A 25,762-nucleotide genomic window follows, 5' to 3' on the forward strand; every position below is an offset into this window, starting at 1 on the left:
GGCCCACCCCTCCCTGACGCGGCGCGCGCGGCGCTCCGCCCTCATCGTCGCCGGCAGCCTGGCCGCCGCCTGTGGCGGCAGTGAACCGCCCCCTCCCACGCCGGATCCCCCTCAGGTCGCCCTGACGGTGCCCGCGGGCATCATCTCCGACGACAAGCTCCAGGTCATCGTCACGGTGTCTGGCTGCGAGGGCGGCTCGACGCTCAACGTCAATGACCGGGAGACCCTGCTCCGGACCTTCCCGCACAGCGGCGGTACGATGACGCTGACGCTGGAGCGCAACGACATCCCCTACGTCACCGCGGGCCTGGCCGCGAACCTGTCGTTGAACGCGGTGGCCACGTGCTCGGACGGGCGCACGAATCGCTCGCAGCCCGCGCCTGTCTCCTACTTCCCGGTGCAGCGGCGTATCGTGGAGCCGCAGAACGCCGGCCAGGTCGTCACCGACCACTTCGTCATCGACGGCACCAGCGCGAACCCCACGTTCGTGGGCTGCGGCGTCCCGCCGACGGAGATTTCCACGCTGTACCGCGTGGACCTCAGCGGCAACGTGACGGGCACCGTCGGGATGCCCATCGCCTGCACCCCCGAGACGGTCATCACCGAGCGCAACCCCATCAGCGGCAAGCGCTGGGTGTGGACCCCGAACGTGGGCGCCTTCGCCGTGGACGCCGACCTGCGCATCACCGCGCGCACGACGACGGACATCGGTCCCACGCAGCTCACCGTGCTGCCGGGCGGTGACGCCATCATCGTCAACCGCATCGACGAGGTGCGCCGCCTGTCCCACAACCCCAACGGCACGTCGGAGAGCGTGGCCGAGGTCAAGTGGCTCTACGCCCCCACGACGCTGGAGAGCGTCATCGCCCCGCCCCTGGTTCGCGCGGACGGGATGATTCTCATCGCGTCCCTGGGCACGGGCCCGGATGCTTCGCGCACGGACGTCACCGTCACCGAGCTGTACGCGGGCGAGACGGGCGAGCAGGGCGCGGGTGGCACGGCCCGGGTCGCGTACAAGCTGCGGACCTTCGCGCGCAACGAGCGCCTCCCCCTGGGCGCCTTCAATGACACCGGCAATACGCTCTTCCTGGGCCTCCAGCTCGGCTCGGAGCAGTCGCAGGTCATCGCGTGCGCCGCGAACCAGGACGAGTGCGAGGGCGCTCGGCTCCAGTGGACCAGCCCCGCGCTCCCGGTGCCGCTGGCGCACATCCTCTACCACCCAGGCGCCTCGCGCCTCGTCGCGGTGGGCCAGCAGCGCGTGTGGTTCCTCGACGCGTCGGGGCAGATTCGCAACCGGGACAACCGCTCCATCGACGCGAACGGCGCGCTGAACGTGCTCCAGGTGCTGCGCCGGCCGAACTCGCCGGAACTCTTCCTGCTCAACGCGCCGGCCCGCGGACTGGATGGCGCGCCGACGCTGCCCAACGAAATCGTCGCCGTGGACCAGACGTCCGGCGGCGAGGCCCGCGAGCTGTTCCGTCACCAGGTGGTCGGCAGCCTGGGCGGCGCGATCGACCCGGAAGGCCGGCTGTGGATCCGCACCGGCTTCGACGTGGTGCAGACGCTGCCCCTGTCCGACTACCGCCGCTACAGGCCGTAGCGCGCGGACTCAGGGCCTGCTGGCGACGAGGAGCGCCTCCACGTTGCCAGCGGGCCCGGGCACCGTGGAGTCCATCAACCCGAGCACCTCCAGGCCCTGCTCGCGGACGAACGCCGTCACGGTGTCGATGGCGCCCTGCCGGGCGGCGACATCCCGCACCACGCCGCCCTTCCCCACCCGGTCCGGCCCCACTTCGAACTGGGGCTTCACCAGCGCCACCAACAGACCGCCCGGCTCCAGGTACGTCAGCACCGACGGCAGCACCTGCGTGAGGGAGATGAAGCTCACGTCGATGACGACCACGCCGACCTTCTCCGGCAGGTCCTCGTCCGTGAGGTAGCGCGCGTTGACGCGCTCGCGCGAGCGCACCCGCGGGTCCGTGCGCAGCTTCTCGTGGAGCTGCCCATAGCCCACGTCAATCGCATGGACGCGCGTGGCGCCGTGCTGGAGCAGGCAGTCCGTGAAGCCGCCGGTGCTGGCACCGATGTCCGCGGCCACCTTGCCCCGAACGTCCAGCCCGAAGCGGTCGATGGCGCCCTTCAGCTTCAAGCCGCCCCGCGACACATAGGGCAGCACCGCGCCCTTGAGGCGCAGCTCCGCCTCCTGCGGAATCAGCGTCCCGGGCTTGTCCACGCGCTGGTCGTCCACCACGACCTGCCCGGCCAGGATGAGCGCCTGGGCCTTGGTGCGCGACTCGGCCAGCCCGCGCTCCACCACCAGCACGTCCACCCGCTCCTTGCGAGGCTTCACCGTCCGCCCCCTTCCAGAAGCGCCTGGCCCGCGCGCCGCAGGCCCGCCGCGTCCAGCCCCAGGTCCGCGCGCTGAACCCGCGCGTCCCCATGGGGAACGAACGCATCGGGCATGCCCATCAGCCGGACGCGGGCCATCAGCCCGTGCGCCGCGAAGAGCTCCAGCACCGCGCTGCCCAGCCCACCGCGCGTGGTGCCCTCCTCGGCCACCACGACATGACCGGACCGGCCGGCCTCCAGCAAGGCGGTTTCATCCAGAGGCGAAGCGCAGCGCGCGTCCAGCACGCTCCAGCCGGGCTCGCCCCGCGCGGCCTCCAGCGCGGCGATGCCCAGGGGGCCCAACGTCACCAGCGTCAGCCGGGGCTGCTCCGCGCGAAGCAGCCAGCGAGCCCCCCGCAGCGGCACCGCCTCCGCGCCCAATCCTTCCGGCAGGGGCGGCAGCGTGCCACGTGGGAAGCGGATGACGGAGGCGCGCGGCGCCGCCAGGGCGGTGTCCAGCATCGGCGCCAGGTCCTCCCCCACCATGGGCGACCACAGGTGCAGGTCCGGCAGCGGGCGCAAGGACGCCACGTCGTAGGTGCCCTGGTGCGTCGCCCCGTCCGCGCCCACCAGCCCCGCGCGGTCCACGGCGAAGACGACGGGCAGGCCTGGCAGGCACACGTCGTGGATGACCTGGTCGTACGCGCGCTGGAGGAACGTCGAATAGATGCAGCACACCGGCCGCGCGCCGGCCGCGGCCAGCCCCGCGCTGAAGGTGACGGCGTGCTGCTCCGCGATGCCCACGTCGTGCACGCGGTCCGGGAAGCGCGCCTTGAGCGCGTTGAGCGCCGAGCCCTCCAGCATCGCGGGCGTCACCGCCACCACGCGTGCGTCCCGGGCCATGGCGGCCTCCAGCACCGCCGCGAAGGCCTCGCTGAAGGTCCGCTGGCCGCCGCGCGAGCGCACCAGCTTGCCGTCGCGCCACTCATACGGCCCCATGGCATGCCCGCGCGTCTGCGTGTCGGCCTCCGCCGGCGGGAAGCCCTTCCCCTTCAGCGTCAGCGCATGCACCACCACGGGCCGCGACGAGGCACGGGCCTCGCGCAGCGCGCGAATCAGCGCGGGCAGGTCATGCCCATCCACCGGGCCCAGGTAGGTGAAGCCCAGGCCTTCAAAGAAGTCGCGCGCCTCGCGGGTGCGCAGCAGCGCGGGGATGGCCCCCACGTTGGCGCTGATGGACATCTGGTTGTCGTTGAGGACGACGACCAACGGCAGGTGGCTGCCTCCCGCGTTGTTGAGTCCCTCGAACGTGAGGCCCCCCGTGAGGCCGCCGTCGCCCAGCACCGCCACCACGTGGCCCCGGCGCCCCTGCTGCCGCCGGCCCTCCAACACGCCCAGCGCCGCGGACACCGCCGTGCACGAGTGCCCCGCCAGCAGCGCGTCGTGAGGACTCTCGCGCGGGTCCAGGAACGGCGCGATGCCGTCCGCGTGCCGCAGCGTGTGCATGCGCTCACGACGCCCCGTGAGGAGCTTGTGCGCGTAGGCCTGGTGCCCCACGTCGAACAGCAGCGCGTCTTGGGGCGAATGGAACACGCGGTGCAACGCGACGATGAGCTCCACCGCGCCCAGGGAGGCCCCCAGGTGGCCCCCCACACTGCCGCAGATGGAGATGATGTCCTCGCGCAGCTCCTGGCACAGGCCCGGGAGCGCCTCCTCGGGAAGTGCGCGGACGTCCGAGGGCGAGCCGATGCGTGACAGCCACTCCGACATCAGGACTTCCGCTCCACCGTGTAGCGCGCAAGCGCCGCCAGCGGCCCGTCCTCACCCTCCAGGGGGCGCACGGCCGCGATGGCCTCGGCCACCTTCTGGTCCGCCAGCTTCCGCGACGCCTCCAGGCCCACCACCGCCGGGAAGGTGAAGCGCCCGGCCGCGGCGTCCGCGCCCGCGGGCTTGCCCAGCTCCGCCGCCGTGGCCGTCACGTCCAGCACGTCATCGGCAATCTGGAAGGCCAACCCCACCGCGTCACCGTAGGTGTCGGCGCGCGCCAGCGCGTCCGCGTCACCACCGCTGGCCAGCACGCCCATGCGACACGCGGCCCGGATGAGGGCGCCCGTCTTCATGCGGTGCATCCGGATGAGGTAGTCCAGCGCGGACGGCCGGTCCTCGGCGGTGTCCAGCACCTGCCCGCCCACCATGCCCGCCGCGCCCGAGGCCACCGCCAGCTCCCGGCACAGCGCGGCGCGCATGCGCTCGGGTCCGCTGGCCACCAGGGTGAAGGCCTCCGTCAACAGCGCGTCCCCCGACAGGATGGCCAGGGACTCGCCGTACACCTTGTGGTTGGTGAGCCGGCCCCGGCGATAGTCGTCGTTGTCCATCGCCGGCAGGTCGTCATGCACCAGCGAATACGTGTGCACGTACTCCAGCGCGCACGCCGCGTCGCCCGCCACCGCCGACACGGTGCTTTCGCGCGCCACGAGGTCCGCGAAGGACAGGCAGAGCACCGGGCGCAGGCGCTTGCCGCCGGCCAGCAGGGAGTAGCGCATGGCCTCCACGAGCTTCGGCGGCGCCCCGGCGGGCCCCAGCCGCTCCACGCGCTCGCTCAGCAGGGCCTCGACGCGCGCCTGCTGGGTGGCCAGGAAGGAGTTCAGTTGAAACGTTGCCACGAGCGTCCGTGCTCCTCTTATGGAATCTGCGCGGGCACGAGCTCGCGGATGCGGCTGACGAGCTTGTCCATGTCCAGCGGCTTGACGAAGTAGTCCGCGGCGCCCACTTCCATGCCGTGCCGCTTGTCCTCGGGCTCCCCACGGCCACTGATGAAGATGACGGGGATGTCCCGGAACTGCTCGTTCTTCTTCACCGCCCGGCACAGCTCGAAGCCGTCAATCCAGGACATGTTCACGTCCAGGAGGATGGCGTGCGGCCGGTGCAGTTGGAACGACGCGATGAGCCGCAGGCCGTTGGCCGCCATGGTGACGGCAAAGCCCTCGTCCTCCAGGGCCGCCGCCAGCAGCTCCCGCGTGTCGCGGTCATCATCGACAATGGTGATTTTCGGCTTCGACATGCCGGAGTGGACGCGCCCGAGCACCTAGAACGGGACGTCATCCTCCGGAGGCGGACGGGGAGCGGGGGCCCGAGGGGCCGCGGGCGCCGCCGGACGCGCGGCGACCGACAGGGGCGCCACCACGTCGTTTCCGTCCTCATCCAGCAGGAGCTGCTCGATGCGCTGCTCCGCCTCGGTGAGCAGCTTCTCACCCCGGCGCACCAGCCGGATGCCTTCCTCGAAGGCCTTGAGCGAGTCCTCCAGGGAGAGACTGCCGCTCTCCAGTCGGCCCACCGTCTCCTCGAGCCGGGAGACCACATCCCCGTACTGCTCGGGGACCTCGGCCTCCGCCACCTTGTCCGCCTTGGGCGCCTTGTCCGACTTCGCCACTTCCATCCACCTCCCCACGTGGGGCGCGGGACTCTAGAGGGTGGCCCGTCAGCAGTCCACCGGCCCTTTCACCGCCGTGACGGTGGCTTCGATTTCTTCACATCCCCCGAGCGACTTCGCCCCGTTCGACGCGAGCTTCAGCCCCAGGCGCTCTCCCACCTGGACATCCGCGCCCGTGCGGACCACCGCGCCATCGCGCTGTCGGAACACCACCGAATAGCCGCGCGACATCACCTTCAACGGACTCATGGCGTCCAGACGTCCCTCCAGACGCTGGAAACGCTTCTGGGCATCCGCCAGGGTCGCCTGCTGGAGCGCCAGCAGCCGCGCCCGGTGCGCGGCCAGCCGGGCACGCTCGCGAGACACCTGGGCCACGGGTGACGCCCGCTCGAGCCCGAGCCGTGCCGTCGCCAGCGCGCCGTGCCGCGTCGCCACACCTGCCCGCACCGCCTCCGACAGCCGCATGGCGAGCTTCAGGAGGTGCGCCCGCTGCTCACCCAGGCGCGCCTGGGGACGCGCCCGCTGCAGCCTTTCGGTCAGCGACCGCAGCGCCTCACGGTGCCCGCGCACGGCCGGCCGCAGCACGCGCATCATCGACTCCACCTGCTCGGACAGGTGCAGCCGCTGGTGGTTGATGGCCCGCCGGGGGTCCTCCAGCCGCGACGCGAGCTGGCCCTGCTCCTCGCGCAGCTCCAGCACCCGGCGCTCCATGGCGCGCCGCAGACGGCCCGCCTGCGTGGCGAGCGTCAGCTCCAGGTCGGCCAGCACCGGCGCCAGGCGCTCCGCCGCGGCGCTGGGCGTGGGCGCGCGCAGGTCCGCCACGAAGTCGGAAATGGTGAAGTCGATTTCGTGACCAATGGCGGACACCACTGGCACCGGCGAGGCGAAGATGGCGCGGGCCACCCGCTCCTCGTTGAAGGTCCAGAGGTCCTCCACCGAGCCACCACCGCGCGTCACCACGATGACGTCCACGTCCGTGCGCGCCAGCCGCTCGATGGCGCGAGCCACCTCCACGGCGGAGCCTTCGCCCTGCACACGCGCGTCCGCCACCAGGACGCTCTGCCGGGGGTTGCGCGAATGCAGCACGCGCAGGAAGTCCTGCAGCGCCGCGCCGGTGCGGCTCGTCACCACGCCAATCCGCCGAGGCAGGTAGGGCAACGGCCTGGGGGGCCGCACGCGCCCGGGACCAATGAGCCCCTCCTGGGCCAGCCGCTCCTTGAGCTGCTCGAAGGCCAGCGCCAGCGCGCCCTCACCCACCGGCTCCAGCCGCTGGACGATGAGGCTGTAGCGGCCCTGCGGCTCGTACAGGTCCACGCTGCCTTCGGCAATCACCTCCATGCCGTCGCGCAGCGCGAAGCGCAGGCGGGCCGCCATGGAGGCCCACACCTTCGCGTCAATGGCCGCGCCCGAGTCCTTCAGCGAGAAGTACCAGTGCCCCCGCGCGTTGGGCCCACGGAAGCCCGTCACCTCGCCGCGCACGATGACGCGGGCGAAGCGCGACTCCAGCGTCTGCTTGAGCTGGCGGGTCAGCTCGCCCACCGACAGCACCACGCGCTCGGGCTTGGGCGGCGGAGGCGGCGCGCCTTCCATGGGCCCCAGCAGCGAGGTGCCGTCCGCGTCCACCGGAGGCGGTGGAGGCTTCGGCGTCGCCGCGGCCTTCCGCGCCGCGCCAGCCGCACGAGGGGTGGAGGCGCCACTGCCGAACAGGTCACCCTGCTGGCCCACTGGCGGCGGCGTGCCGCCTCCCACCTTGCGCCGGGTCATCGCGACAGCTTCTCGACCCAGGTCTTCGCCTTCTCGTGGTACTCGTCGTCGGGCGGCGTCATCGCCACCACGTCCTTGAACTTGGGCAGGGCCTCATCGGGGCTCCCGTCCTTCAGGGAGTAGGCATGGAGGTAGACGTCCTTCGCCTTCGCCCTCAGCTCACTGATGATGTTGGTGGCGCCCGCGTGTCCGGGGTCCGCCTGCAGCGCCTTGCGCGAGTAGTCCATGGCGCGGCTCCACTGCCCCGCCGCCTTCGCCGCGGTGGCGCCCTTGTAGAAGATGGTGGCCGCCCGCGTACCCGCGTTGCGCGCCATCTTGCTGGGACGGCCGCCGGTGATGCCCTTGTCCAGCGACATCAGCTTCGACAGGCCCCGGGCGTCCAGGTCCTCCAGCCGCTTGTACAGGTTGCCGAACTCCGTCATCTGCCCGAGCAGCTTCTTGCACTGCGCGTTGCGCGCCATGCACGCATTGAGGATGGCCACGGCGCCGGACATGTCGCCGTCGCGGAAGCGGTCGACGGCGGGCTCCCACGGCTTGGGGGCCGGTCCCTGGATGACGGGCTTGGGCGTGTCTCGGACGATGATGGCCTGCGCCGCCTGCTCGTTGATGAGCTTGGCGTCGCGGTGCTCAGGGAAGGCCACCAGGATGTCGTCGGTGATGGCCTTGGCCATGTCGAGCTGATTCTCATCCAGCAGCTTGCGCGCCTCGCGCGTGCGCATGTCCGCGGACTCCGACAGCGCGCGCTTCGTCTCGTTCACCTGCTCGTAGAGGAACTGGCTCTCTCCGGCGCCGGCCAGCAACGTGCCGGCCTTGCCCAGCTCCTTCTTCGACAAGGCCTCCTTGGCCGCCGTCAGCTTCTCCTGGACGGGAATCTCGCGCGCGGCGTGCCCGAGGTAGTCCGCCACGCCCGGGTATTCCGGGGCCTCGGTCTGGAGCTCCTCCAGCTTCGCCTTCGCCTCGACCCACTTGCCCTCGCGCACCAGGTTCTTGGCGTCCTGGAACAGGCTGCCCAGCCGCTCCCGGTGGTTCTTGCCCTGACGGGCCTCCTCCGCGGCGACCGCCTGCTGCTTCTGGACGTTCATCCGCACCACGCCCAGGCCCGCGAACAGCACCAGCACCGCGCCCACGGCGCCCAGCTTGATGAGCTTCTTCTTCTTCAGCTCCTCGGGGGTGGGCGCCGAGGCCGCCGTCGCGCGCGAGCTGCGCACGCGGCCACCTTCAACGCGAGGCCCCGGACGGGGCGGCACCGCGCCGCGGCTGCCAGAGGCCGCCGGACGGGGCCGCGGACCGGGGGCCGGCGCGCCGACCATCAACGTGGAGTTGGCCACGTCCTCGAAGCGCAGCTCCGTGTCGCCCAACGTGATGACATCACCGTTGGCCAGCGGCGTCTCGTCGCTGACGACGTCGCCGTTGACGAGCGTCCCGTTGCCGGAGCCCAGGTCGCTGACCGCCCAACCCGCTCCCGACTTCCGCACCATGACGTGCTTGCGGGACACGGAGGTGTCCGGGATGCAGATGGCGTTATCGGTCGCTCGACCGATGACGTACTCCTCCTCGGACAGGGCAAACTCCTCACCATCCTTGGGACCAGCGATGCAAATGAGCCGGGCCGCGGCGGAGACGGGGGCGGGCGCGGGCCGGGCGGACGTCCTGCGCACGGCGGGACGGGACCCGGTCCCACCCGAGGGCGCCCCAGAGGGGGGCCGGCGGCGTGCCGGAGGGGAACCGTTGGACATGCGAATCACCGACTTCCTGTCGAAGTGAGCACGCGCCTACAGCTCGTGCTCGTAAGCCAACTGCAAACCTAGATTGTGGCAGCGATGCTCGGCCGTAGGGAAGCGTCGACCCATTTCCTGCAACGCGGCCCGAGCCGTCCGCGCATTCCGGTATTGTACGCTGCGTTGGAAATCGAGCATCAGCTGGCTGCACTTGTGGTCCAGCTCGGTTGCTACCTGGCCGAGCTGGAAACGCACGTCCTGATAGATGTCCGGCTTGGTGTCCAGCGCCTCCAGCGTCACCCAGGCGAAGCGGTACTGCTGCCACGCCTTGAAGAGGTTCTCCGCGCCGACGTCGCGCGATGCATAGAAGCGGGCGCCCGCGGCGACGTACTGACGCGCCTTGGCCAGCAGCTCGTCTTGCGGCAGCTCCGGCACCGGGATGATTTCCAGGCGCAGGTTCCACACGCGCCAGGTGTCCCGCCCCGGCGGGTTGCGGACATTGTCGAAGACGACGGAGTTGAGCTCGCCCCGCTTCAGCGCCGAAGGCGGGAGAATCTGCTCCAGCCCGCGCTCCGTCACCGCATTCACGTCCGGCGGCACCCAGCCCACGTCCACGCCGTTGACGACCAGCGACACCTCCTCCTTGGAGATGCCACTGGCCATGTAGTGGACCACCGCCACCGCCCGCGTCGGGGTGACGAACTGGAAGGCGAACGACTTGTGGTCCGGGTTCTCCCACGTCACGCCCTCGCCCACCCCGAACGAGTCTGAAATCACCTCGAAGCCCAGGTCCTCCGGCTCCACGCCGGACGCCCGGCCTTCGCTCCTGGGCATGAAGAAGACGGCCAGCACGCCCACCAGCGCCAGCACCAGGCTGCCTCCGGCCGCGCCCACGCCCAGCCGCGCCGGCATCGACAGCTGTCCCCACCACAGGAGCAGCCTGCCCGCCGGAGTACCCTCGAGCTCCCGGCGACGGCGCGCGCGCTCCGCCGCCGTCTGCCCCGCGCCGGACTCGGCCTTCGCCACGGCGGCGGTGCCCGGACGCACCGGCACCACCGCGGGCTGCTGCGCGGTGGGATAGCCTTCCGGCAGCACGATGCCGCTCTGGGCGGGAATCGGGTCGTTGAGGCGGATGGGACGGGTGGCGTCCGGGTCGACCACGGGGAGCGGGTCGCCCCGGCGGATGGGCCGCGTGGCGTCCTCGTCCCCTTCCGGCGGCACCCAGACGAAGGTGAACTCGACGGGGCCCACGCCAATCTTGTCCCCATCCCGCAGCTGCTGCTCTCCCGACAGCAGCCCCCCGTTGAGCACGGTGCCATTCGAGCTGCCCATGTCCGCGACGAAGTACTTGTCGCCGCGGAGCACGATGCGCGCGTGCCTGCGCGACACGCCGTGGTCGTGCAGCACCAGGTCGTTCTCCGAGGTGCGGCCGATGTTGACCTCGGCCGCCTCGAAGGTGAGCTCCCGTCCCTGCTGGAGCCCCTGGGTGATGGTCAGGAGGATGGGCACGGGGCGCTACCCCGCGACGTTTCCGAACATGAACTGGAACACGATGGGCCCGAACAGCACCATGAACACCGTGGGGAAGATGCACGCGATGAGCGGGAAGAGCATCTTCACCGGCGCCTCGCCGGCCAGCTTCTCCGCGCGCTGGGTACGGTCGATGCGCATCTGCGTGGACTGGATGCGCAGCACCTTGCCCAGGCTGGTCCCCATCTTGTCCGCCTGGATGAGCGCGGTGACGAAGGTGGTCAGCGGCGGCAGGTCCACGCGAAGAATCATGCTCTTGAGGCCCTCTTCACGCGTCTTGCCCATCTTCAGCTGCTTGAGCACCAGCTGCAGCTCCTCGCGCAGCGGCCCCGGCTTGCCCTTCTCCACCACCTTGGCCAGCGCCGCGGTGAAGTCCAGGCCGGCTTCCACTGACAGCGTCAGCAGGTCCAGGCTGTAGGGCAGCGCGCGGCTGATGAGCAGGTGGCGCTTCTTCACCTGGTCGTTCAGCCACATCAGCGGGTAGTACATGCCGAAGAGCAGGAACAGCGGCGCCCACACCATGCTCACGCCGAAGCCGTTGAGCAGGATGAGGCCCATGATGAGGCCCACCACCGCGCTGACTTCCTGCAGCGCCATGATGTCCTCGGGCTTGTACGCCTGCGGCTCGCCCGCCTTGATGAGGTTGCGGCGCGCCTTGGCCTCGTAGCCGGGCCACATGAAGCGGCGGTTCATCGCGCCCAGGCGGCGGATGGCCACCGAGCCGAAGCCCTTCATGCCGCCCGTGGACTCGTCACGGACCTCCGACAGGAAGCGCTCCAGCAGCGTCTGGTACAGCCCCAGGCCCAGGAAGCCCACGGCGCCCGCGAAGAGGAGCGCCGAGCTGCCGATCAACATTGGCGTCAGGACATCGTCCACGGTGCACCTCTCAAATATCGATGTTGACGATGCGCCGGATGATGAGGATGCCCATCACTTCCATGATGGCGATGATGATCACGAGGATCCAACCGAAGATGTGGTCCATCATCGGCTCCATCAGGTCGGGCCGCATGTAGTTGAGCACCATGCCGAGCACACCGGGCATCGCCGCGACGATCCACCCCTGCAGCTTGCCCTGCGAGGTGAGCGCGTCGATCTTGCCTTCCAGACGGAAGCGCTCGCGGATGACCGTGGAGATCGTCTCGAACATCTCGGCCATGTTGCCGCCGAGCTGACGGGCGATGTTCGTGGACACGACGACCAGCTCCAGGTCGTCACTGCCCACGCGGCGGCCCATGTTGATGAGCGCCTCCTCCAGCGGAACACCCAGCTTCACTTCCTTCACGAAGAGCCCGAACTCCTGCGACAGCGGCGGCATCGCCTCGCGCGCCACGTGCTCGATGGCCTGGGGGAACGTGAGGCCGGCCTTGAAGGCGTTGGCCATGGCCTGCAGTGCGTCCACCAGCTGCACGTTGAACTTCTTGATGCGCCGCTTCCGGTAGTGCTTGACCATCAGCATCGGCAGGAAGAAGCCGAACACCGTGGCCACCACCGCCATGATGGGGTTGAAGATGATGTACGTCAGAATCCCCAACAAGCACATGCACGCGATGTTGAGGATCAACATCTGGCGTGGATCGATGAAGAGGAACATGTCGCTCAAGTCGTTCATCGACTTGGCGACGTAGCGTTCCTGGTACTGCTCATACGCCTTCGACAGGACGCTGAAGATCACCAGGCTGAAGAAGAAGACCGAGCCGGTGACGAGGAGGAGGACGATTCCAGCAAGCATGTGCGCGCTTCCCTAAGAGCGAGGGTGGACGACGCACGCCATCACGGCGCGCCAGCGCCCGCGGCCCGCTCGGCACCGCCCTTGATGATCTGGATGATTTCGCGGCGCTTCTGCTCCAGCACGCGGGTGCGCTCACCCGACAGCAGCGTGCTGATGGTGGCGCGGCCACGCTCCTCGATGAGGTCCACGTCGTCCTCGTTGCGGAGGCTGAGCGTCAGCTGGCCGAGCTCCACCGCGAGCACCATGATTTCCGCCTCTTCCGGCAGCACCATCAGCGAGATGTTGTTGTACTCGCGCTGGTTCTCCGGGATGAGGTTCACGTTCGTCGTACCGGTGATCTTGCCCGTGGCGACGACGATGACGTTCTGCAGCAGCGTCACGGCGACGTTTTCGTCCGTCTGCGGATCGCGGAAGGTGCCAATCACGTCCACGTGGTCATTGGGGCGAATCCAGCCGCCCACCGACGTGGTGTGCTTCGCCTCGATGGTGAGGGCGCGCGCCTTCTTCTGCACCTTCGACGACAGCCGCTCGGCGGCCTTGGTCGTCTCGAACTGACTCCACAGCAGCGGATCACCCGCCTGCAGCGCCACCAGCACCTTCTGGTTCACGATGTAGGAAGCGGAGTCCGGGCGCACCACGGACGACGTCACGAACTGCTCGGGAACCGAGCGCTGGGAGATCATCTCAAAGGTGATGACCGTACCTTCAGGGACGTCCTGGGCCGCCACGACGACTGGGACCAGGTTCCATCCGCGGCGGACATCCGCCTCCTTCTTCTTGATGGCGGAATACGCGATGACGCCGGCCAGCAGGCCCAGCACAAGCGCGACGACGAGCGGAGTCTTGCCCTTCAGCATGGTTCAAAAACCTCCAGAACGGGGGGGAGCCGTTCGGCGGCGACGGTGGAGTCCGAAGTGGAGTCCAGAGCGGGTGTTGGAATACAGTGTAGTGCAATCAGCGGATGGCGCGTGATGTTAGCCGTGCGATACACCGGGTGTCAAAACCACCTCTCGCGACAGCTCCGTATCGCGCGCAATCCGGGACGTGACGTCGTACCGCGTCAGAGGTCGTCGATGGCGTCGCGGTCCGGTGTCGTCAGGCCGCGGCCCTCGGTGATGCTGTAGATGGCGTACTGCACCACGCCCACGTCGTCGGCGCTGTCAATGCGCTTCCCCTGGAGGAGCCCCAGCAGCTCCTGCAGCGCGTCATCCGACGTGACGGGGCCGACCGCGTAGGTGATGAAGGGGTTGGAGGGGTCCCGCTCCTCGTTCAGGCAGTACATATAGAGGGGAACGATATAGGCGTTCTCCTCCACCCCGCCGTCCGAGGTACCGGCATCGTCCCGCCCCCCCGGGCCCGGAGGGGTGGGAGGCACGGTGAGGACGGTGCGCTCGATGAGCAGCCCGTTCTGGCCGCGGCCCTCGGAGGTGGACACGACGACGAGCCCTGGAGGGAACACCACCTCCACGGGCGCGCCCGTGTCGTTGCGCAGGGGCACGCAGACGCGGACAGTGGCGCCCGAGCCCTGTGACTCCACGCTGGCGTTCTCGCACTCGCCGGTGACCTCGGCGGCGCCGCGAAGGGTGCCGGCGAAGCTGACGCCTTCAGGGAGGGAGAACGGCGTGCCCTGCGGCGCGCCTTCGTCCTCGCCCAGGCCCGGGCGGAAGACATCCACGCCCGCGTCGAACCCGGTGGGCGGCGGTGGCGGATTGTCGCCGCCACCGTCGTCATCGCCGTCGCATGCCAGGACCCCTGCTCCGACCGCCGCCGCGACAACCATCCACTTCCATGCCGCCTGCGCCATTGCGCGCTCCTTCCCCCATTCCAGGACGTCCCACCGGCCGGGGCCGCCGCGTCATGAGGTCTGGCGAGACTGGCTGAGTCTCACGGCACCCGCAACCTTCCTGAGCGCGCGAGGTGTCAGGGAGTGGGCGGAAACGCGGGCTGCGCGGGCGGAGGAAGGTCCGGGTTGTACAGACCTCGAAGCACCAGCGTCGCCCCCTGGTCGTCCTTGAGGAGCGCCGGCTGGCCCTGGTGAAGCCCCACCAGCCGCACCGAGAAGCCCACGCCATCCGACGTCACGTGCACCGCGAGCTGCCCCGGGACGAGCGGCTCCGGCACCGCGCTCTCGGAGGGCAGCCACGCGACCTGTGGGTAGACGGGGAGGAAGGCGCGCGTGTACACCCGGACCTCGCTGGCGCCGGATTGCTGGAGCGCGGTGCGCCACGCGTCCTGCGACTGAGGCGCCTCTCCATGTGACTGGAGCTCGTGCACCATCAGCAGGTGGACGCGCCGGGCCACGCGGAGCAGCTCCAGGTTGGCCGCCACGTCGGAGCGGGACTGCTCCAGCCCTTCCGGGCGACCGCCGGCCAGCGTGCCCATGACGCCCAGGAGGATGACACCGGAGGCCCACAGCGGCGCGGACCGGCCCCGCATCAGCGCCCAGCCCAGGCGCGCCGTGCCCACCACCGCCAGCAGTGAACCGGCCAGCACCAGCCAGCGCGGCGCCGAGCCCGCGTGGAAGGGCTGACTCAAGGCCCGCGTCAGGTGCGTCCACTCGGGCACGGACGCCACGCCCACGCCCACGGCGAAGGCGATGAACAGGACGGCGTGCACCAGCCGCAGCCCCAGCGGGGACGGCTGCCCCACCTCACTGCCGACCATCACGGGAACGGCAGGTTCAGCACGAAGTAGAAGGAGTCGTAATAAATCTGGTACGCCTCCATGAACAGGTCGATGACATTGGACTGCCGGTCCTCCGTCCAGCGGACCTTCACCGACGCGCCGACGATGAGCGCGACGACGAGAATCCAGTTCAGGAGCGAGTACTCCAGCATGGCCTGGCCGCGACGGTTACGGGCGCGGGAACGCAGCGTCTTCGGGTGGTTCACGGCGTGTCCTCAGAGGTGTCGTGTCCGTGCCCGTCGTCCGCGTCGCCGGGCAGGTCATCGAGTATAGCATCCGCGTACTCCAGCTTTATCTTCGGTGCGTCTGGAGCGGGGATGCGCATGCGGGGTTTGGCGTCGATTCCGTACTCCGCCACTTCCATGGCGTGACCGATGCCGGGAATCTCAATCTTGGCCAGGTTCAGCAGCGGAATCTCACGGCTGAGCCACATCCGCTTGATGACGGTGTTCTTCATGACGACCTCGACGGGGACGGCCGCCACGGTGCCTGCCAGCGTCATCAACCGGGACTCCTTTCCCGAGCGCGTCGTGGGCTTCACGCCATTGGGCAGCGGCGCTTGCTTCTCCGGCGGCGCGGCCTGAGCCTTCTTCGCGTCCGCCTCCTCCTGCTTGAGCACGTGCTGGAGCGCCTCGTCCGAGTACTCCTGGGGCTTGCCGAAGCCCGTGCCGATGTAGAGGCGGGAGATGGCGTCATAGCGAATCTCGTCGCCCTCCCGGGCCACCAGCATGCGCATCTGCGCGAGCGGCGACTTCATGGCCGGATGGGTTCCGGCCTCCATCTCCACCCACACCGCGTCCCGGCCCTCCTTGTCCTTCTCCTCCCCCACCACCGCCAGGCGCCAGTAATAGACGCGCACACCGCCGCCGTTGAAGCGGTACGTCACCCAGTCGCCCAGCCGGGCCGGACGGGCGCCGCGGGACATGTGCTGCACCAGCTCCCGCGCGGGATTCGCCTCCACGCGGACCGGCAACGCCAGCACCAATGCGGCCACCACGAGCAGGGTCCTCACTTCGCGCCTTCCTTCTTCTGGGCCTGGTCCTTCTCGTAGGCCTCGCGGCTCTGGCGCACGGCGGCGTCGTTGGGCACCGCGTCCGGGCGGTCCGAGCCAATCCACATCTGGACCACCGCGGTGACGCCCTCCTCCGCGGGAGACATCGTCGTCACCACCTGCTCACCCTTGCGGGCGTGCTCCATGGTCAGCTGCGTGCCGCCGCCCATCTTGAGCGCGGACTGCCGCACGGGCGCGTAGCCGCGGCGCTCCAGCTCCGCGTTCACCTGCTGTTGCACCTTCGTCAGCTCTCCGGTCACCAGCGTGGTGCGGCTCTGCGAGCCACCCGGGTCATCCCGCGTGGCCAGGTCCTGGCTGTAGAGCGCGCCTTCCAGCGTCACCAGGCCAGGCGCCGGCTTCTTGGGCGGGCGCACCCACAAGTCCCGCAGCGCCGTGAAGCCCACCGTCTTGCCCAGGTGCTTGCGCAGCACGACGCCGCGCTGGAGCCCCTCGCGGGTATACAGCGCCGACACCACGCCCTCGTCCTGCATGTCCCCCTCCACCACGGTGGGGTAGCCCTCTTCCTGCCACTTCCGGGCGAAGTAGGCCGCCACCTTCTCCATGGAGTCCGGCGTCGTGAAGTACGCGAGGCGGTAGTACTCCCCGCCAATGACCAGGTCATTGCCGATGCGCGTGTGGATGGTGCCCGGATAGACGGGCAGCTCCTGCTCCGCGGCGGCTGGCACGGAGGCCAGCACCACGCACAGGAGCGCCGTCCGGACGGCCCCCGCCCTACTCGCAGGGAATCTTTTGGTCTTGCTCGTCATTCTGCGTGGACTCCGGGCGGGCATCCGGGTCGGTCGGGTCATCCGCCATGGCCCGCTTGCACCCCATGTAGAACTCGCCGCGCGCGTTGAAGACCTTGATGTAGTTGCTGTTCGCGTACGTCATCTCGTCGCGGAACGGCGCGGTGTCGAAGCAGTTGGGCCGCTCGTGGTCGGTCAGCTCCAGGCCGCGCTTGTGCATGACGTGGAGGCCGCTGCTGGCCTTCGCGTCATACTGGGCAAGGCCGGTGCAGTCGCCCTTCTGAGAGTCGCCCACGCCGTAGTTCCGGGACACCACGAAGGTCCCCAGGAAGTTGGGGAGCACCGAGGCGACCACGTCCAGGATGGCGCCGATGCCCAGGCTATCCAACGTGGAGGCGAAGCCCAGGAACACCATCCGGTCCACCTGGCGGTAGAGGCCGTGCGGCTGGCTGAGGGAGCCACCGGTGTGCTGACCGGCGCGGCGGCCACGGATGATGGCGTCACCACCGTCCGGCATGTGCCAACCGTTGGCGTACATGGAGTACTTCGACTTGAGCCGCAGGCTGCCCAGGTCGCGTCCGCCCATCATGTTCTCTTGGAAGAAGCCGCCGTTGCCACCGCTCTTGTCGAGGTACCGCGTCGGCAGGATGGTGTTCTCGTAGTTCATCTCGACTTCGGATTCGACCCAGCCGCGGTTGTTGAAGCCCCACTGGTTCAAAACCCATCCCATGCCGTTGTTCAAGGGGCTGAGGATGGCGCCCGCCAGGCCGCCTCCTTCGCTGGTGCTCGGGCTGCCGAGCATCCCGCTCTCCAGGAAGGTGATCTCCTTGTTGGTGATGGTCGCCGTCACGTCCGTGTAGCGGGCAATGAAGTTGCCGCCGGTGCCGTTGGGCTCCACCGAGTCCATGTCCTTGAACCGCTCGACGAACTCCTCGTGGGCCTCCTGGCGGGCGTCCTCGAAGGCATTGTCGTGCTGCCCGTTCGCGAAGTCGGAGAGCGCATAGCTCGTCATCTCCCAGACGGCGTAGCGCGCCGCCTCCTGGAGCTTGAGCTTCGCCCTCACCAACTCCGTGAGGTACATGCTGAACATCAGAATCATCACGAGGAGCGGCACGGAGAGCGCGAACTCGACCGTGGCGGCACCTCTTGAGCGCGAGCGCAATTGGAGACGGGCACGCATGGCAGTCCTCAGTGCGTAATGATCTTCGGGGCAATGCCCTGAAGCGGTCCGGGCAGCGCATCCATCATCTCACCAATCTTCGGCAGTGAGTTCCGGCCCTGGAACACGGACGCCAGACGCGGGCGCCAGTAGGGGTTGAAGAAGTTGGGCTGCTCCGCCCAGTTGCCGGGGCGGTGGTAGTAGGACTGGCCGCGGGAGATGACGTTGAGGCCTTCGACCAGGCCCAGGAACTTCTTCCGGTTGTTCAGCATCTCCAGACCGTCCGTGTCCGGCGTGAAGGCGAACTTCACCTTGCCTTCATCGTTGAGCAGCGCGGGCGCGTTGGTGCCGGTGCCGTCCTTGTTCTCCCGGTTCACGACCTGCTCCGGGTCCTTGTTCAGCGCCACCCAGGCGGTGGGCTGGTTGAAGTCCGCCTGGCGCTTGGCCCCTTCGCTCATGGAGGCGTTGGCGGTGGGGTTGCACACCGAGCCGAGCTGGCCGGGCTCGAAGTGCATGAACGGCGTCAGGCCGCCCCAGCGGTGGTGACCGTCCTGCACCGGCCGCACGTTGGCCGCGAAGACGTCCGTCTTGGCCCAGCACACGAACGCGAGCTCCAGCACGCAGATGCGCGAGCGGTGCAGCCCCACGTCACGCTCGGCCCCACCCGGCCGCATGTGGCCGGACCAGCGCTCCGGGTTGCTCGGGTAGTTGACGCGCCAGTGCATGCCGCCCCGGTGACGACCGCTGTCGGTGTCGTTGAGCGCCCAGATGCTCGTCTTCGTCATGTGCTTGTACGGAAGCTTGGAGGTGTTGTTGTCCCCCTTGCCCTTGCGGTTGTCGCCGAAGCACTTCCAGTAGTCGTCTTTCTTGGTGCACGACACCGGGTTGTCCGCCTTGCCCACGCCCACGTCGATCTCCGGCGGGCCGAACTTGAGCCAGTACGGGTCATCTGAACCGATGTTGTCGCCCTGAGCCGTCATGCCCCAGGGGTTCAGGTTGTCGTTCCAGTCGCGGATGTAGTTGCGGCCTTCCTGACCGGGGCCGCGGCCGGCGCGGACCGCGTTGGCGTTGGGGAAGCCCGTGGAGAGCATGCGCGTCTGGCCAATCTTGCCGAACTCGAAGATGCCGGGGATGTTGACGCCGCCGTTGAAGAAGTCCCGCATGAAGCTGAGCATGTCCGGCAGCGGCAGCAGGTCACCCATGCGGCGGCTGGTGATGAAGCCCTGGGGGCACGCGCCACCGTTGGCGTCACAGGCGTAGCGCGTGGCGTTCGTGATGCCACCCATGGAGCGCTTGGCGCGGGCGATGGGGTCGTTGGCGGCCTTCTTCGTCACGTCCAGCGCACCGAACGGGTTCTTCCACGTGTTCGGCGCCAGCGGTTTGCCACCCGCGTGCGGGCTGTGCGCCTGGCTGAAGAGACACTGGCTGTAGAGCCCCGTCGCCAGCTGGCTGGCCAGCGAGGAGATGTTGCTGTCGTTGTCGTCGATGACCGTCTGCGTGGTCTGCGTCACGTGCGTGGACGCGGACATCATCACCGCCTGCGACGCGAAGTACATCACGCCGTTCATCACCCGGTGCGCGGGGATGATCCACTCACCGATGATCCGGTCCGGATTCAGTCGCGTGATGACCTGCTGGATGGGTCTGAGGAAGTAGTTCCGGTACGCGGTCATGATCCGGCCAATGGCCTTGATGACCGCGCTCACGTACGGAATGACATTTTCAAGGATGGGACAGGCGATCTTCCAGAAGAGGTTGTTCGTCTTGCCCGCGCAGGGATTCAACGTGCGCATGAAGCCGTAGATGTCCGTGAGGAACGCCTCGGCGGAATAGATGAGTGACAGCAGCGACTGCCACATCATCGCCGACACGTAGTGCGACACCTGCGTGCGGTTGGCGTACGCGTAGAAGTTGAACGCGCGCGCCTCCATGGCGGCCATGGAGTATGACGCGGAGTCCGCCGTGTTCTGCAGGCGGATGCGTTCATGCACCGTGTGACCGATGTTGACCGTGGTCAACACGGCGATGGACATGATCAACACCATCAAGGCGGCCAGCACCAAGGCCTGGCCTTCCTGGCGGCGGAAGCTCTGTCGGAGGGTCCGGGTGAACATGGGTCGGGAGTCCTCTTCCTCTTACAAACCCCAGTCGGGGTTCAGGTGCATGATCCACTTGCGGTGGAAGTTGGACTGCATGCGCATGCTGTACGTGGCCGTCAGCGGCATGAAGTACCGCTTGCCAGCCAGGTCAGAGACGAGCGGGATGCTGCCGTTGGCCAGCATCCAGAGCACGGTCATTTCAAGCGGATAGACGGAGTCGTACCCCATCTCGTGCTCGATGCCGCGGGCGCCAGCGAGCAACGGGTTGAGGTTGCCACGCCGGTTCATCATGTTCGCGCGCGGATCCACGGTGCCGCGGTCAATGGCGCCTCGCAGCGCCATGCCCGCGTTCGAGGCGAACCAGGAGTAGAAGATGATGGAGTTCGCGAACGGGACGCGCAGCTGGTACCAGTAGCGCAGGCGGATGGTCAGTCGCGTGGACTTGCGGAACACCAGCTCCGCGTCGTCAGGCTCCGGCAGGTTGAAGAACTTGCGGATGTGGTTCTCCAGCGAGGGCACCTCCGGAAAGGAGTCCGCGCCGTCGAAGTCCAGCTCCTGCCAGTTGTAGCCGCTGCGCAGCTTCCACATCGAATCGATGGGCGTGAAGTACGCGGGGCTGATGGTGTCCACCCGGATGATGCCGAACAGGTTGGACCCGTTCACCGTCCGGGGCACGCGGCCGCCGCCGAAGTTCAGCATGCGCATGCCAGAGTCGTAGAGCTGGTGGAGGACGAACGTCTTCCCCAACTCGACGATGTCGTCGGTACGCCCCATGGTGGGAAGCAGCGCCACGATGGCCGCGTCATGCATGCGCTCGTTGTTGCCGTTCCACACGATGCCGGCGCGCGCGGCCTGATAGGCGGCGTACTCCGTCATCAGCTTCGCGTGCTGCATCATCGTGAGCTGGATGATCCCCAGCGTCATGAAGACGGTGAGCGGCATGATCATCGCCGCTTCCACCGCGGCCTGACCCGACTGCCGGCCAGACGCCCCTCGCGCCCGCGGTTTCTGTGCTTCCTGTCCCATGAAACCATTATCCAGGGACAGGTCTCAGAAGCGCATCGGTCAAATGGACAGACCTGCGCCTACGTTTCCCTCCCAGTTGATGAGAAAATACGCCCCGTTATTTCACGGGTTTAGCGGGCAGCTCATTGACCGATGACTCGCGTTCCACCCGCCGGCGCGCCGCTCTGGCGGCATCCGAGGCGGGCGCTTCTTGTATCACGCGATTGCAAGCCTCGAGTCCTTCGGCCCGCCTACCCAGGGCGAACTCGAACTCACACAGCTGGTTCAGAAGCGCCCAGCGCTCCTTTCCCGTGGCCCCCGCGGCCAGCGCCGCGCGGATCAGCCCGGCTGCCCGGGCCCCCTCCCCCGCTTCGAACGCCGCCCGCGCCTGGCGCGACAGCTCCGCGACGGTGGCGCGCTCCATGGGGGGCGGTGGAGGCGCGGCGGGGGGCGCGGCTTTCTTGGAGACCGGTGCCGGCGCCGGGCGCTGAAGCGCGGCGTTGCCCTGGGCGGCGGCGCCTCCCGGGGCGCCCTTGGATTCCGACGCGTCCAGCTCGTCATCGTAGGCGGCGCCTCGTGCGGCTGGCGACGTGGACCCCAGGCGCAGCGAGTCGCGCGGGGGGACGGACCAGGGGGCCTGCGAGTCCGCGACGCGCCGCTCCTGCTCACCGGAGGCCTCGTCCCGATCCACCGGCGGGGTCTGCAGGTCCTTCGATTCGTTCGCGACTTCGGACTCCTCGTCCAGCGACGACGGCGCGCCGTCCAGCGCCATGGGCGCGGGCTCCAGCGCGGCCTGCATGTCGGCCTTGGGTGCGCGAGCCGCGGCGGGCGGCCCGCGCTTCGCCTTGCTCGCGCTCTCACGCCGAATCCGCATGTCGAGCCCGCCGCCACTGCCCGCGTTGGCCCAGTCCTCCGCGAGCCGCCGCTGCTCCCGCGACCGCTCGGCCCCCTTCGAGCTCTTTGGCGCGGTCACTTCCCGGGCGGCGTACCCCGTCGCTTCCGCCTCGGCCGGCACCATCGGCGCCGCCGCGGGGGCCGGAGCAGCCGCGGCCGGCGAGAAACCATCAGCGGCCGGCGGGGCCGCCCGCTCTTCCTTCGCGACCGCGACCTTCGCCACGCTCAAGTCAGGCCGCGTGAGCTCGGGCGACCGGGCCTGGAGCGTCAGGATGCCAAAGGTGCTCACGGAGGCCAGGCCCACCACGGGCAAGAACCACCGGCGCCAGCGGGACGGCTTCGGCTCGGGGCCCGCGGCGGCGCGGCGCGCGGCCTGCTGGGCATAGGCCATCAGCGACTCCAGCCCCGCGTCCGGAGCGGGCTCCACCGACAGCTGGGACATGGTGGCGCGCACCCCGCGAATGTCGTCCAGGGCCTGGGTGCAGCGGGAACAGCCCTCCAAATGGGCTTCGACGAGGCGGGCCTCGGGCACCGGCAGTTCGCCATAGGCGAAGTCGAGCAGCCGGTCCTCCTGCGCATGCGGATTCTGCGGCTTCATCCCACCACCGTCCTTCCGTCCTCGGCGAGGTCGCCGTCGACGCCCATCTCCGCCAGCCGGCGGCGAAGCCCGTCGAGCGCGTAGCGCATGCGGCTCTTCACCGTGTTCTCGGACACTCCCGTCACCTCCGCGATGTCCTTGAAGGGGATGCCGCTGTACTCGCGCAGGGTGAAGACCTCACGCTGCTCGTCCGGGAGCGTCGCCAGGGCTCGCTCCAACATGGGACGCAGCCGAGCGTTGTAGGCGCCGCGCTCCGGGCTGGCCCCCGCGTCCGGCAGGCCCTCCCCCAGGGGGCGCGACTCGTCCCGCTCCGCTCCCGGGGCGGGTGCCTCCAGGGAAGACGCCTGGCGGTAGCTCTCTTTGCGCGCGCTGTCCACGCAGAGGTTCCTCGCAATCGTGTAGAGCCAGGTCGTGAACTTCGCCTTGGGCGTGTAGTCGCCGGCGCTCCGAACCACCTTCAGCCACGTCTCCTGCAGCACGTCCTCCGCCCGTGCCCGGTGCCCCGTGAAGCGGAAGATGAAGTTGAACACCGGCGTCCGGTGCTTGCGCACCAGCGCCTCGAACGCGCGCGCGTCCCCCGCCTGGAAGGCGAGCATCAGCCGCTCGTCTGAGGTTTCCGGTCCCAACACTCCCCCAACGCTCCTTGGAGCCACCTTCACCCGGCCCACTCCGCCACCCGTGCACAGTTAACGGGCGACGGGCCGCCAGGGTCTATCCCGGGCGCGGTCTCTGGTAAGTGGCGAGAATGACAGGGACGGCCACCGCTGTCACGAGCGCGCCCTGCGCCAGGAGCACCGCGGGCAGTGGCTGCTGCAGGTGCACGTACAGGGAGCGGCCGAGCGCCGCCCCCAGCAACACGCCCGTCAGGGTGCGCACCGCGTTGCTCCCCGACGCCGGCCGGAAGCGGCCCACCGCCCAGTCCGCCAGCGCGGGAACGGTGAGCGCCAGGACGACGGGCACGTCCAGCGCCCACCGCAGCGGGGCGCGCACGGCGAACAGGGCCACCAGCACCGCCAGCAGCACCGGATAGGTCCCCAGGCAGCGCGCGCACACGCGCGCGCCGCCGAACAGGTAGGTGCGGTTGTACTCATCCGGATGATGATGGCTGAGCCAGAACACCGGGACTTCCTCCAGAAGGGGCTGTGGCCGGGGCCTCGCGCGCGGCGACCTCCGCCAGGAAACACGCGGCGAAGTGGCCACCGCCCAGCGCGTAGGACGGGGGCGACTCGCGCCGGCACCGCTCCATGGCATGCGGACAGCGCGGATGGAAGGTGCAACCGGGGGGCGGCGCCAGGGGCGATGGCGGCTCGCCTGGCACCAGCAGGCGTGTCCGGGCGTGGCCCGGGTCCGCGACGGGCACCGCGGACAGCAGCGCCTGGGTGTACGGGTGGCGCGGCTGTCGGTAGAGCGACGCGGCCGGGGCCAGCTCCACGATGCGGCCCAGGTACATGACGGCCACCCGGGTGGACACGTACTCGACGATGTTCAGGTCGTGGGCGATGAAGACGTAGGTGAGGCCCCGCGCCTGCTGAAGGTCCACCAGCAGGTTGACGATTTGCGCCTGCACGGACACGTCCAGCGCGCTGATGGGCTCATCGGCTACCACCAGGTCGGGCCGCAGCGCCAACGCTCGCGCGATGCCAATGCGCTGCCGCTGCCCTCCGGAGAACTCATGGGGGTAGCGCGCCAGGGCCTCGCGCGGCAGCCCCATGGCGTCCACCAACTCCGCCACCTCGCGCGCCCGCTCACCCTGCCCTCGGGCCAGCCCGTGGATGGCGAAGGGCTCCTCCAGAATCTCCCGGACCGTCATCCGGGGGTTGAGCGAGGCATACGGGTCCTGGAAGACGAACTGCATCCGCTGGCGCAGCGGCCGCAGCCGCCGCTGGGACAGCCCGGTGAGCTCCTGCCCGTCGAAACGGACGGAGCCCGCCGTGGGCGCCACCAGCCGCAGCGCCGCGCGTCCCAGGGTGCTCTTGCCGCAGCCACTCTCCCCCACCAGCCCCAGCGTCTCACCGCGCATGACGTCGAAGTCCACGCCGTCCACGGCCTTCACCGCGCCGCGCACCCGGCCGAGCACACCGGCGCGCACCGGGAAGTGCACCTGGAGGTCGCGGACCTGGAGCAGCGGCGTGGAGCTCATGGCGCGGGCACCGGGTTGTGACAGGCCGTCCACTGCCCTTCCCTGGGCGACGTCAGCGCGGGCTTCACGTGCGCGCAGACGTCCAGCGCGCGTTCACAGCGCTCCCGGAACGCACAGCCGGCGGGCAACTGCCGCAGCGGCGGCACCCTGCCGGGAATGGCCCGCAGCCGCGCCCGGGAAGCCGGTGCGCCGCCCACGTCGCGCCGGGACGGAAGCGAGCGCAGCAAGCCCGCGGTGTACGGGTGCGCGGGCCAGGCGAACAGCGCGCTCACCGGGGCGCGCTCCATCACCCGGCCCGCGTACATCACCACCACCGCGTCGCAGCTCTCCGCCACCACACCCAGGTCGTGCGTAATCAGCAGCACCGCCATGCCCCGCTCGGCCTGGAGCCGCGCGAGCAGGTCCAGAATCTGCGCCTGGATGGTGACGTCCAGCGCGGTGGTGGGCTCGTCCGCGATGAGCAAGGCCGGGTCACACGCCAGCGCCATCGCCATCATCACCCGCTGCCGCATGCCCCCGGAGAGCTGGTGGGGATACGCGTCCACGCGCTCTGCCGGCGCGGGGATGCCCACCTGCCGCAGCATCTCCACGGCCTTGTCCCGGGCCTGCGCGCGCGAGGCGCCCAGGTGCAGCCGGGCGCCCTCCCCAATCTGCTCGCCCACGGTGAACACCGGGTTGAGCGACGTCATCGGCTCCTGGAAGATCATCGCCGCGTGCCGGCCGCGCACCCGGCGCAGCTCGGTCTCCGGCAGCGTCAGCAAGTCCCGGCCCTGGAAGCGCACCTCCCCGCCCACCACGCGCACCGGCGGCTCGGGCGCCAGCCGCAGCAGGGATAGCGCCGTGAGGCTCTTGCCACACCCGCTCTCCCCCACCACCCCCAGCG

The 25,762-nt window shown here is 69.4% G+C and carries 25 protein-coding genes; 1 reads left to right on the forward strand and 24 read right to left on the reverse strand.

All coding sequences use genetic code 11. The features are described 5' to 3' along the window. A partial coding sequence (locus tag HV826_RS32110) for a hypothetical protein (protein WP_176420872.1) occupies positions 1-1,600 on the forward strand: 1,600 nt, incomplete at its 5' end. Between the two features lie 9 nt (positions 1,601-1,609). Here the strand turns inward: HV826_RS32110 and HV826_RS32115 are convergent. The 24 genes from HV826_RS32115 to HV826_RS32230 all read right to left on the reverse strand — a co-directional run. Beyond that, positions 1,610-2,350, reverse strand: coding sequence for a TlyA family RNA methyltransferase (locus HV826_RS32115; protein ID WP_176420873.1), 741 nt, complete (start codon positions 2,348-2,350; stop codon positions 1,610-1,612). Next, on the reverse strand, positions 2,347-4,098 hold the full coding sequence (locus HV826_RS32120) for a 1-deoxy-D-xylulose-5-phosphate synthase (protein ID WP_176420874.1): 1,752 nt from the start codon (positions 4,096-4,098) through the stop codon (positions 2,347-2,349). Before HV826_RS32120 ends, HV826_RS32115 begins: the two co-directional genes overlap by 4 nt. After that, positions 4,098-4,991, reverse strand: a complete 894-nt coding sequence (locus HV826_RS32125) for a polyprenyl synthetase family protein (RefSeq protein WP_176420875.1) — start codon at positions 4,989-4,991, stop codon at positions 4,098-4,100. The genes HV826_RS32120 and HV826_RS32125 overlap by 1 nt, the downstream gene beginning before the upstream one ends. A 17-nt stretch (positions 4,992-5,008) precedes the next feature. Continuing rightward, complete coding sequence (locus tag HV826_RS32130) at positions 5,009-5,389, reverse strand: PleD family two-component system response regulator (protein WP_163787532.1); 381 nt, start codon at positions 5,387-5,389, stop codon at positions 5,009-5,011. Between the two features lie 24 nt (positions 5,390-5,413). Continuing rightward, the gene (xseB, locus tag HV826_RS32135) at positions 5,414-5,764 is read right to left on the reverse strand and encodes an exodeoxyribonuclease VII small subunit (protein WP_176420876.1); all 351 of its coding nucleotides are present in this window, start codon (positions 5,762-5,764) and stop codon (positions 5,414-5,416) included. 42 nt (positions 5,765-5,806) lie between these two features. Continuing rightward, a complete protein-coding gene (gene xseA / locus HV826_RS32140; RefSeq protein ID WP_176420877.1) occupies positions 5,807-7,522 on the reverse strand; it encodes an exodeoxyribonuclease VII large subunit in 1,716 nt (571 codons plus the stop codon). Next, positions 7,519-9,267, reverse strand: a complete 1,749-nt coding sequence (locus HV826_RS32145) for an FHA domain-containing protein (RefSeq protein ID WP_176420878.1) — start codon at positions 9,265-9,267, stop codon at positions 7,519-7,521. Before HV826_RS32145 ends, xseA begins: the two co-directional genes overlap by 4 nt. A gap of 27 nt (positions 9,268-9,294) precedes the next feature. Next, positions 9,295-10,749 carry an FHA domain-containing protein gene (locus HV826_RS32150; RefSeq protein ID WP_176420879.1) on the reverse strand — a complete coding sequence of 485 codons (1,455 nt, stop codon included), beginning with the start codon at positions 10,747-10,749 and terminating at the stop codon, positions 9,295-9,297. A 6-nt stretch (positions 10,750-10,755) separates the two neighbouring features. Then, a complete protein-coding gene (locus HV826_RS32155) occupies positions 10,756-11,646 on the reverse strand; it encodes a type II secretion system F family protein (RefSeq protein WP_176420880.1) in 891 nt (296 codons plus the stop codon). 10 nt (positions 11,647-11,656) lie between these two features. After that, positions 11,657-12,502, reverse strand: a complete 846-nt coding sequence (locus HV826_RS32160) for a type II secretion system F family protein (protein ID WP_011554643.1) — start codon at positions 12,500-12,502, stop codon at positions 11,657-11,659. Between the two features lie 41 nt (positions 12,503-12,543). Continuing rightward, positions 12,544-13,359: a Flp pilus assembly protein CpaB gene (cpaB, locus tag HV826_RS32165; RefSeq protein WP_163786281.1), complete on the reverse strand. Its 816-nt coding sequence runs from the start codon at positions 13,357-13,359 to the stop codon at positions 12,544-12,546. A gap of 203 nt (positions 13,360-13,562) precedes the next feature. Continuing rightward, complete coding sequence (locus tag HV826_RS32170) at positions 13,563-14,306, reverse strand: hypothetical protein (RefSeq protein WP_176420881.1); 744 nt, start codon at positions 14,304-14,306, stop codon at positions 13,563-13,565. Positions 14,307-14,422: 116 nt separating this feature from the next. Next, positions 14,423-15,166 (reverse strand): hypothetical protein, encoded by a 744-nt coding sequence (locus HV826_RS32175; protein ID WP_217918869.1) that lies wholly within the window; start codon positions 15,164-15,166, stop codon positions 14,423-14,425. Next, positions 15,166-15,393 carry a hypothetical protein gene (locus HV826_RS32180; RefSeq protein ID WP_176420883.1) on the reverse strand — a complete coding sequence of 76 codons (228 nt, stop codon included), beginning with the start codon at positions 15,391-15,393 and terminating at the stop codon, positions 15,166-15,168. The genes HV826_RS32175 and HV826_RS32180 overlap by 1 nt, the downstream gene beginning before the upstream one ends. Further along, positions 15,390-16,199 (reverse strand): hypothetical protein, encoded by an 810-nt coding sequence (locus HV826_RS32185; protein ID WP_176420884.1) that lies wholly within the window; start codon positions 16,197-16,199, stop codon positions 15,390-15,392. Before HV826_RS32185 ends, HV826_RS32180 begins: the two co-directional genes overlap by 4 nt. After that, positions 16,196-17,005 (reverse strand): hypothetical protein, encoded by an 810-nt coding sequence (locus tag HV826_RS32190; protein ID WP_176420885.1) that lies wholly within the window; start codon positions 17,003-17,005, stop codon positions 16,196-16,198. Before HV826_RS32190 ends, HV826_RS32185 begins: the two co-directional genes overlap by 4 nt. Continuing rightward, positions 16,971-18,164: a TadE/TadG family type IV pilus assembly protein gene (locus HV826_RS32195; protein WP_176420886.1), complete on the reverse strand. Its 1,194-nt coding sequence runs from the start codon at positions 18,162-18,164 to the stop codon at positions 16,971-16,973. The genes HV826_RS32190 and HV826_RS32195 overlap by 35 nt, the downstream gene beginning before the upstream one ends. A gap of 8 nt (positions 18,165-18,172) precedes the next feature. Beyond that, positions 18,173-20,257 (reverse strand): Tad domain-containing protein, encoded by a 2,085-nt coding sequence (locus HV826_RS32200; RefSeq protein ID WP_176420887.1) that lies wholly within the window; start codon positions 20,255-20,257, stop codon positions 18,173-18,175. A 21-nt stretch (positions 20,258-20,278) separates the two neighbouring features. Continuing rightward, entirely contained in the window at positions 20,279-21,268 is a 990-nt protein-coding gene (locus tag HV826_RS32205) for a TadE/TadG family type IV pilus assembly protein (RefSeq protein WP_176420888.1), read from the reverse strand. A gap of 97 nt (positions 21,269-21,365) precedes the next feature. Beyond that, on the reverse strand, positions 21,366-22,739 hold the full coding sequence (locus tag HV826_RS32210; protein WP_176420889.1) for a zf-HC2 domain-containing protein: 1,374 nt from the start codon (positions 22,737-22,739) through the stop codon (positions 21,366-21,368). Then, positions 22,736-23,368, reverse strand: a complete 633-nt coding sequence (locus HV826_RS32215) for an RNA polymerase sigma factor (RefSeq protein WP_176420890.1) — start codon at positions 23,366-23,368, stop codon at positions 22,736-22,738. The genes HV826_RS32210 and HV826_RS32215 overlap by 4 nt, the downstream gene beginning before the upstream one ends. A gap of 82 nt (positions 23,369-23,450) precedes the next feature. Continuing rightward, positions 23,451-23,858, reverse strand: a complete 408-nt coding sequence (locus HV826_RS32220) for a DUF2085 domain-containing protein (RefSeq protein WP_176420891.1) — start codon at positions 23,856-23,858, stop codon at positions 23,451-23,453. Beyond that, positions 23,827-24,879: an ABC transporter ATP-binding protein gene (locus tag HV826_RS32225; protein WP_176420892.1), complete on the reverse strand. Its 1,053-nt coding sequence runs from the start codon at positions 24,877-24,879 to the stop codon at positions 23,827-23,829. The genes HV826_RS32220 and HV826_RS32225 overlap by 32 nt, the downstream gene beginning before the upstream one ends. Then, on the reverse strand, positions 24,876-25,762 hold an 887-nt coding region (locus HV826_RS32230; RefSeq protein ID WP_176420893.1), incomplete at its 5' end, for an ABC transporter ATP-binding protein. The genes HV826_RS32225 and HV826_RS32230, both read right to left, overlap by 4 nt.

Origin of the sequence: Myxococcus sp. AM010 (assembly GCF_013372585.1) — a bacterium.
In the GTDB taxonomy this organism is placed as follows: Bacteria; Myxococcota; Myxococcia; order Myxococcales; family Myxococcaceae; genus Myxococcus; species Myxococcus vastator.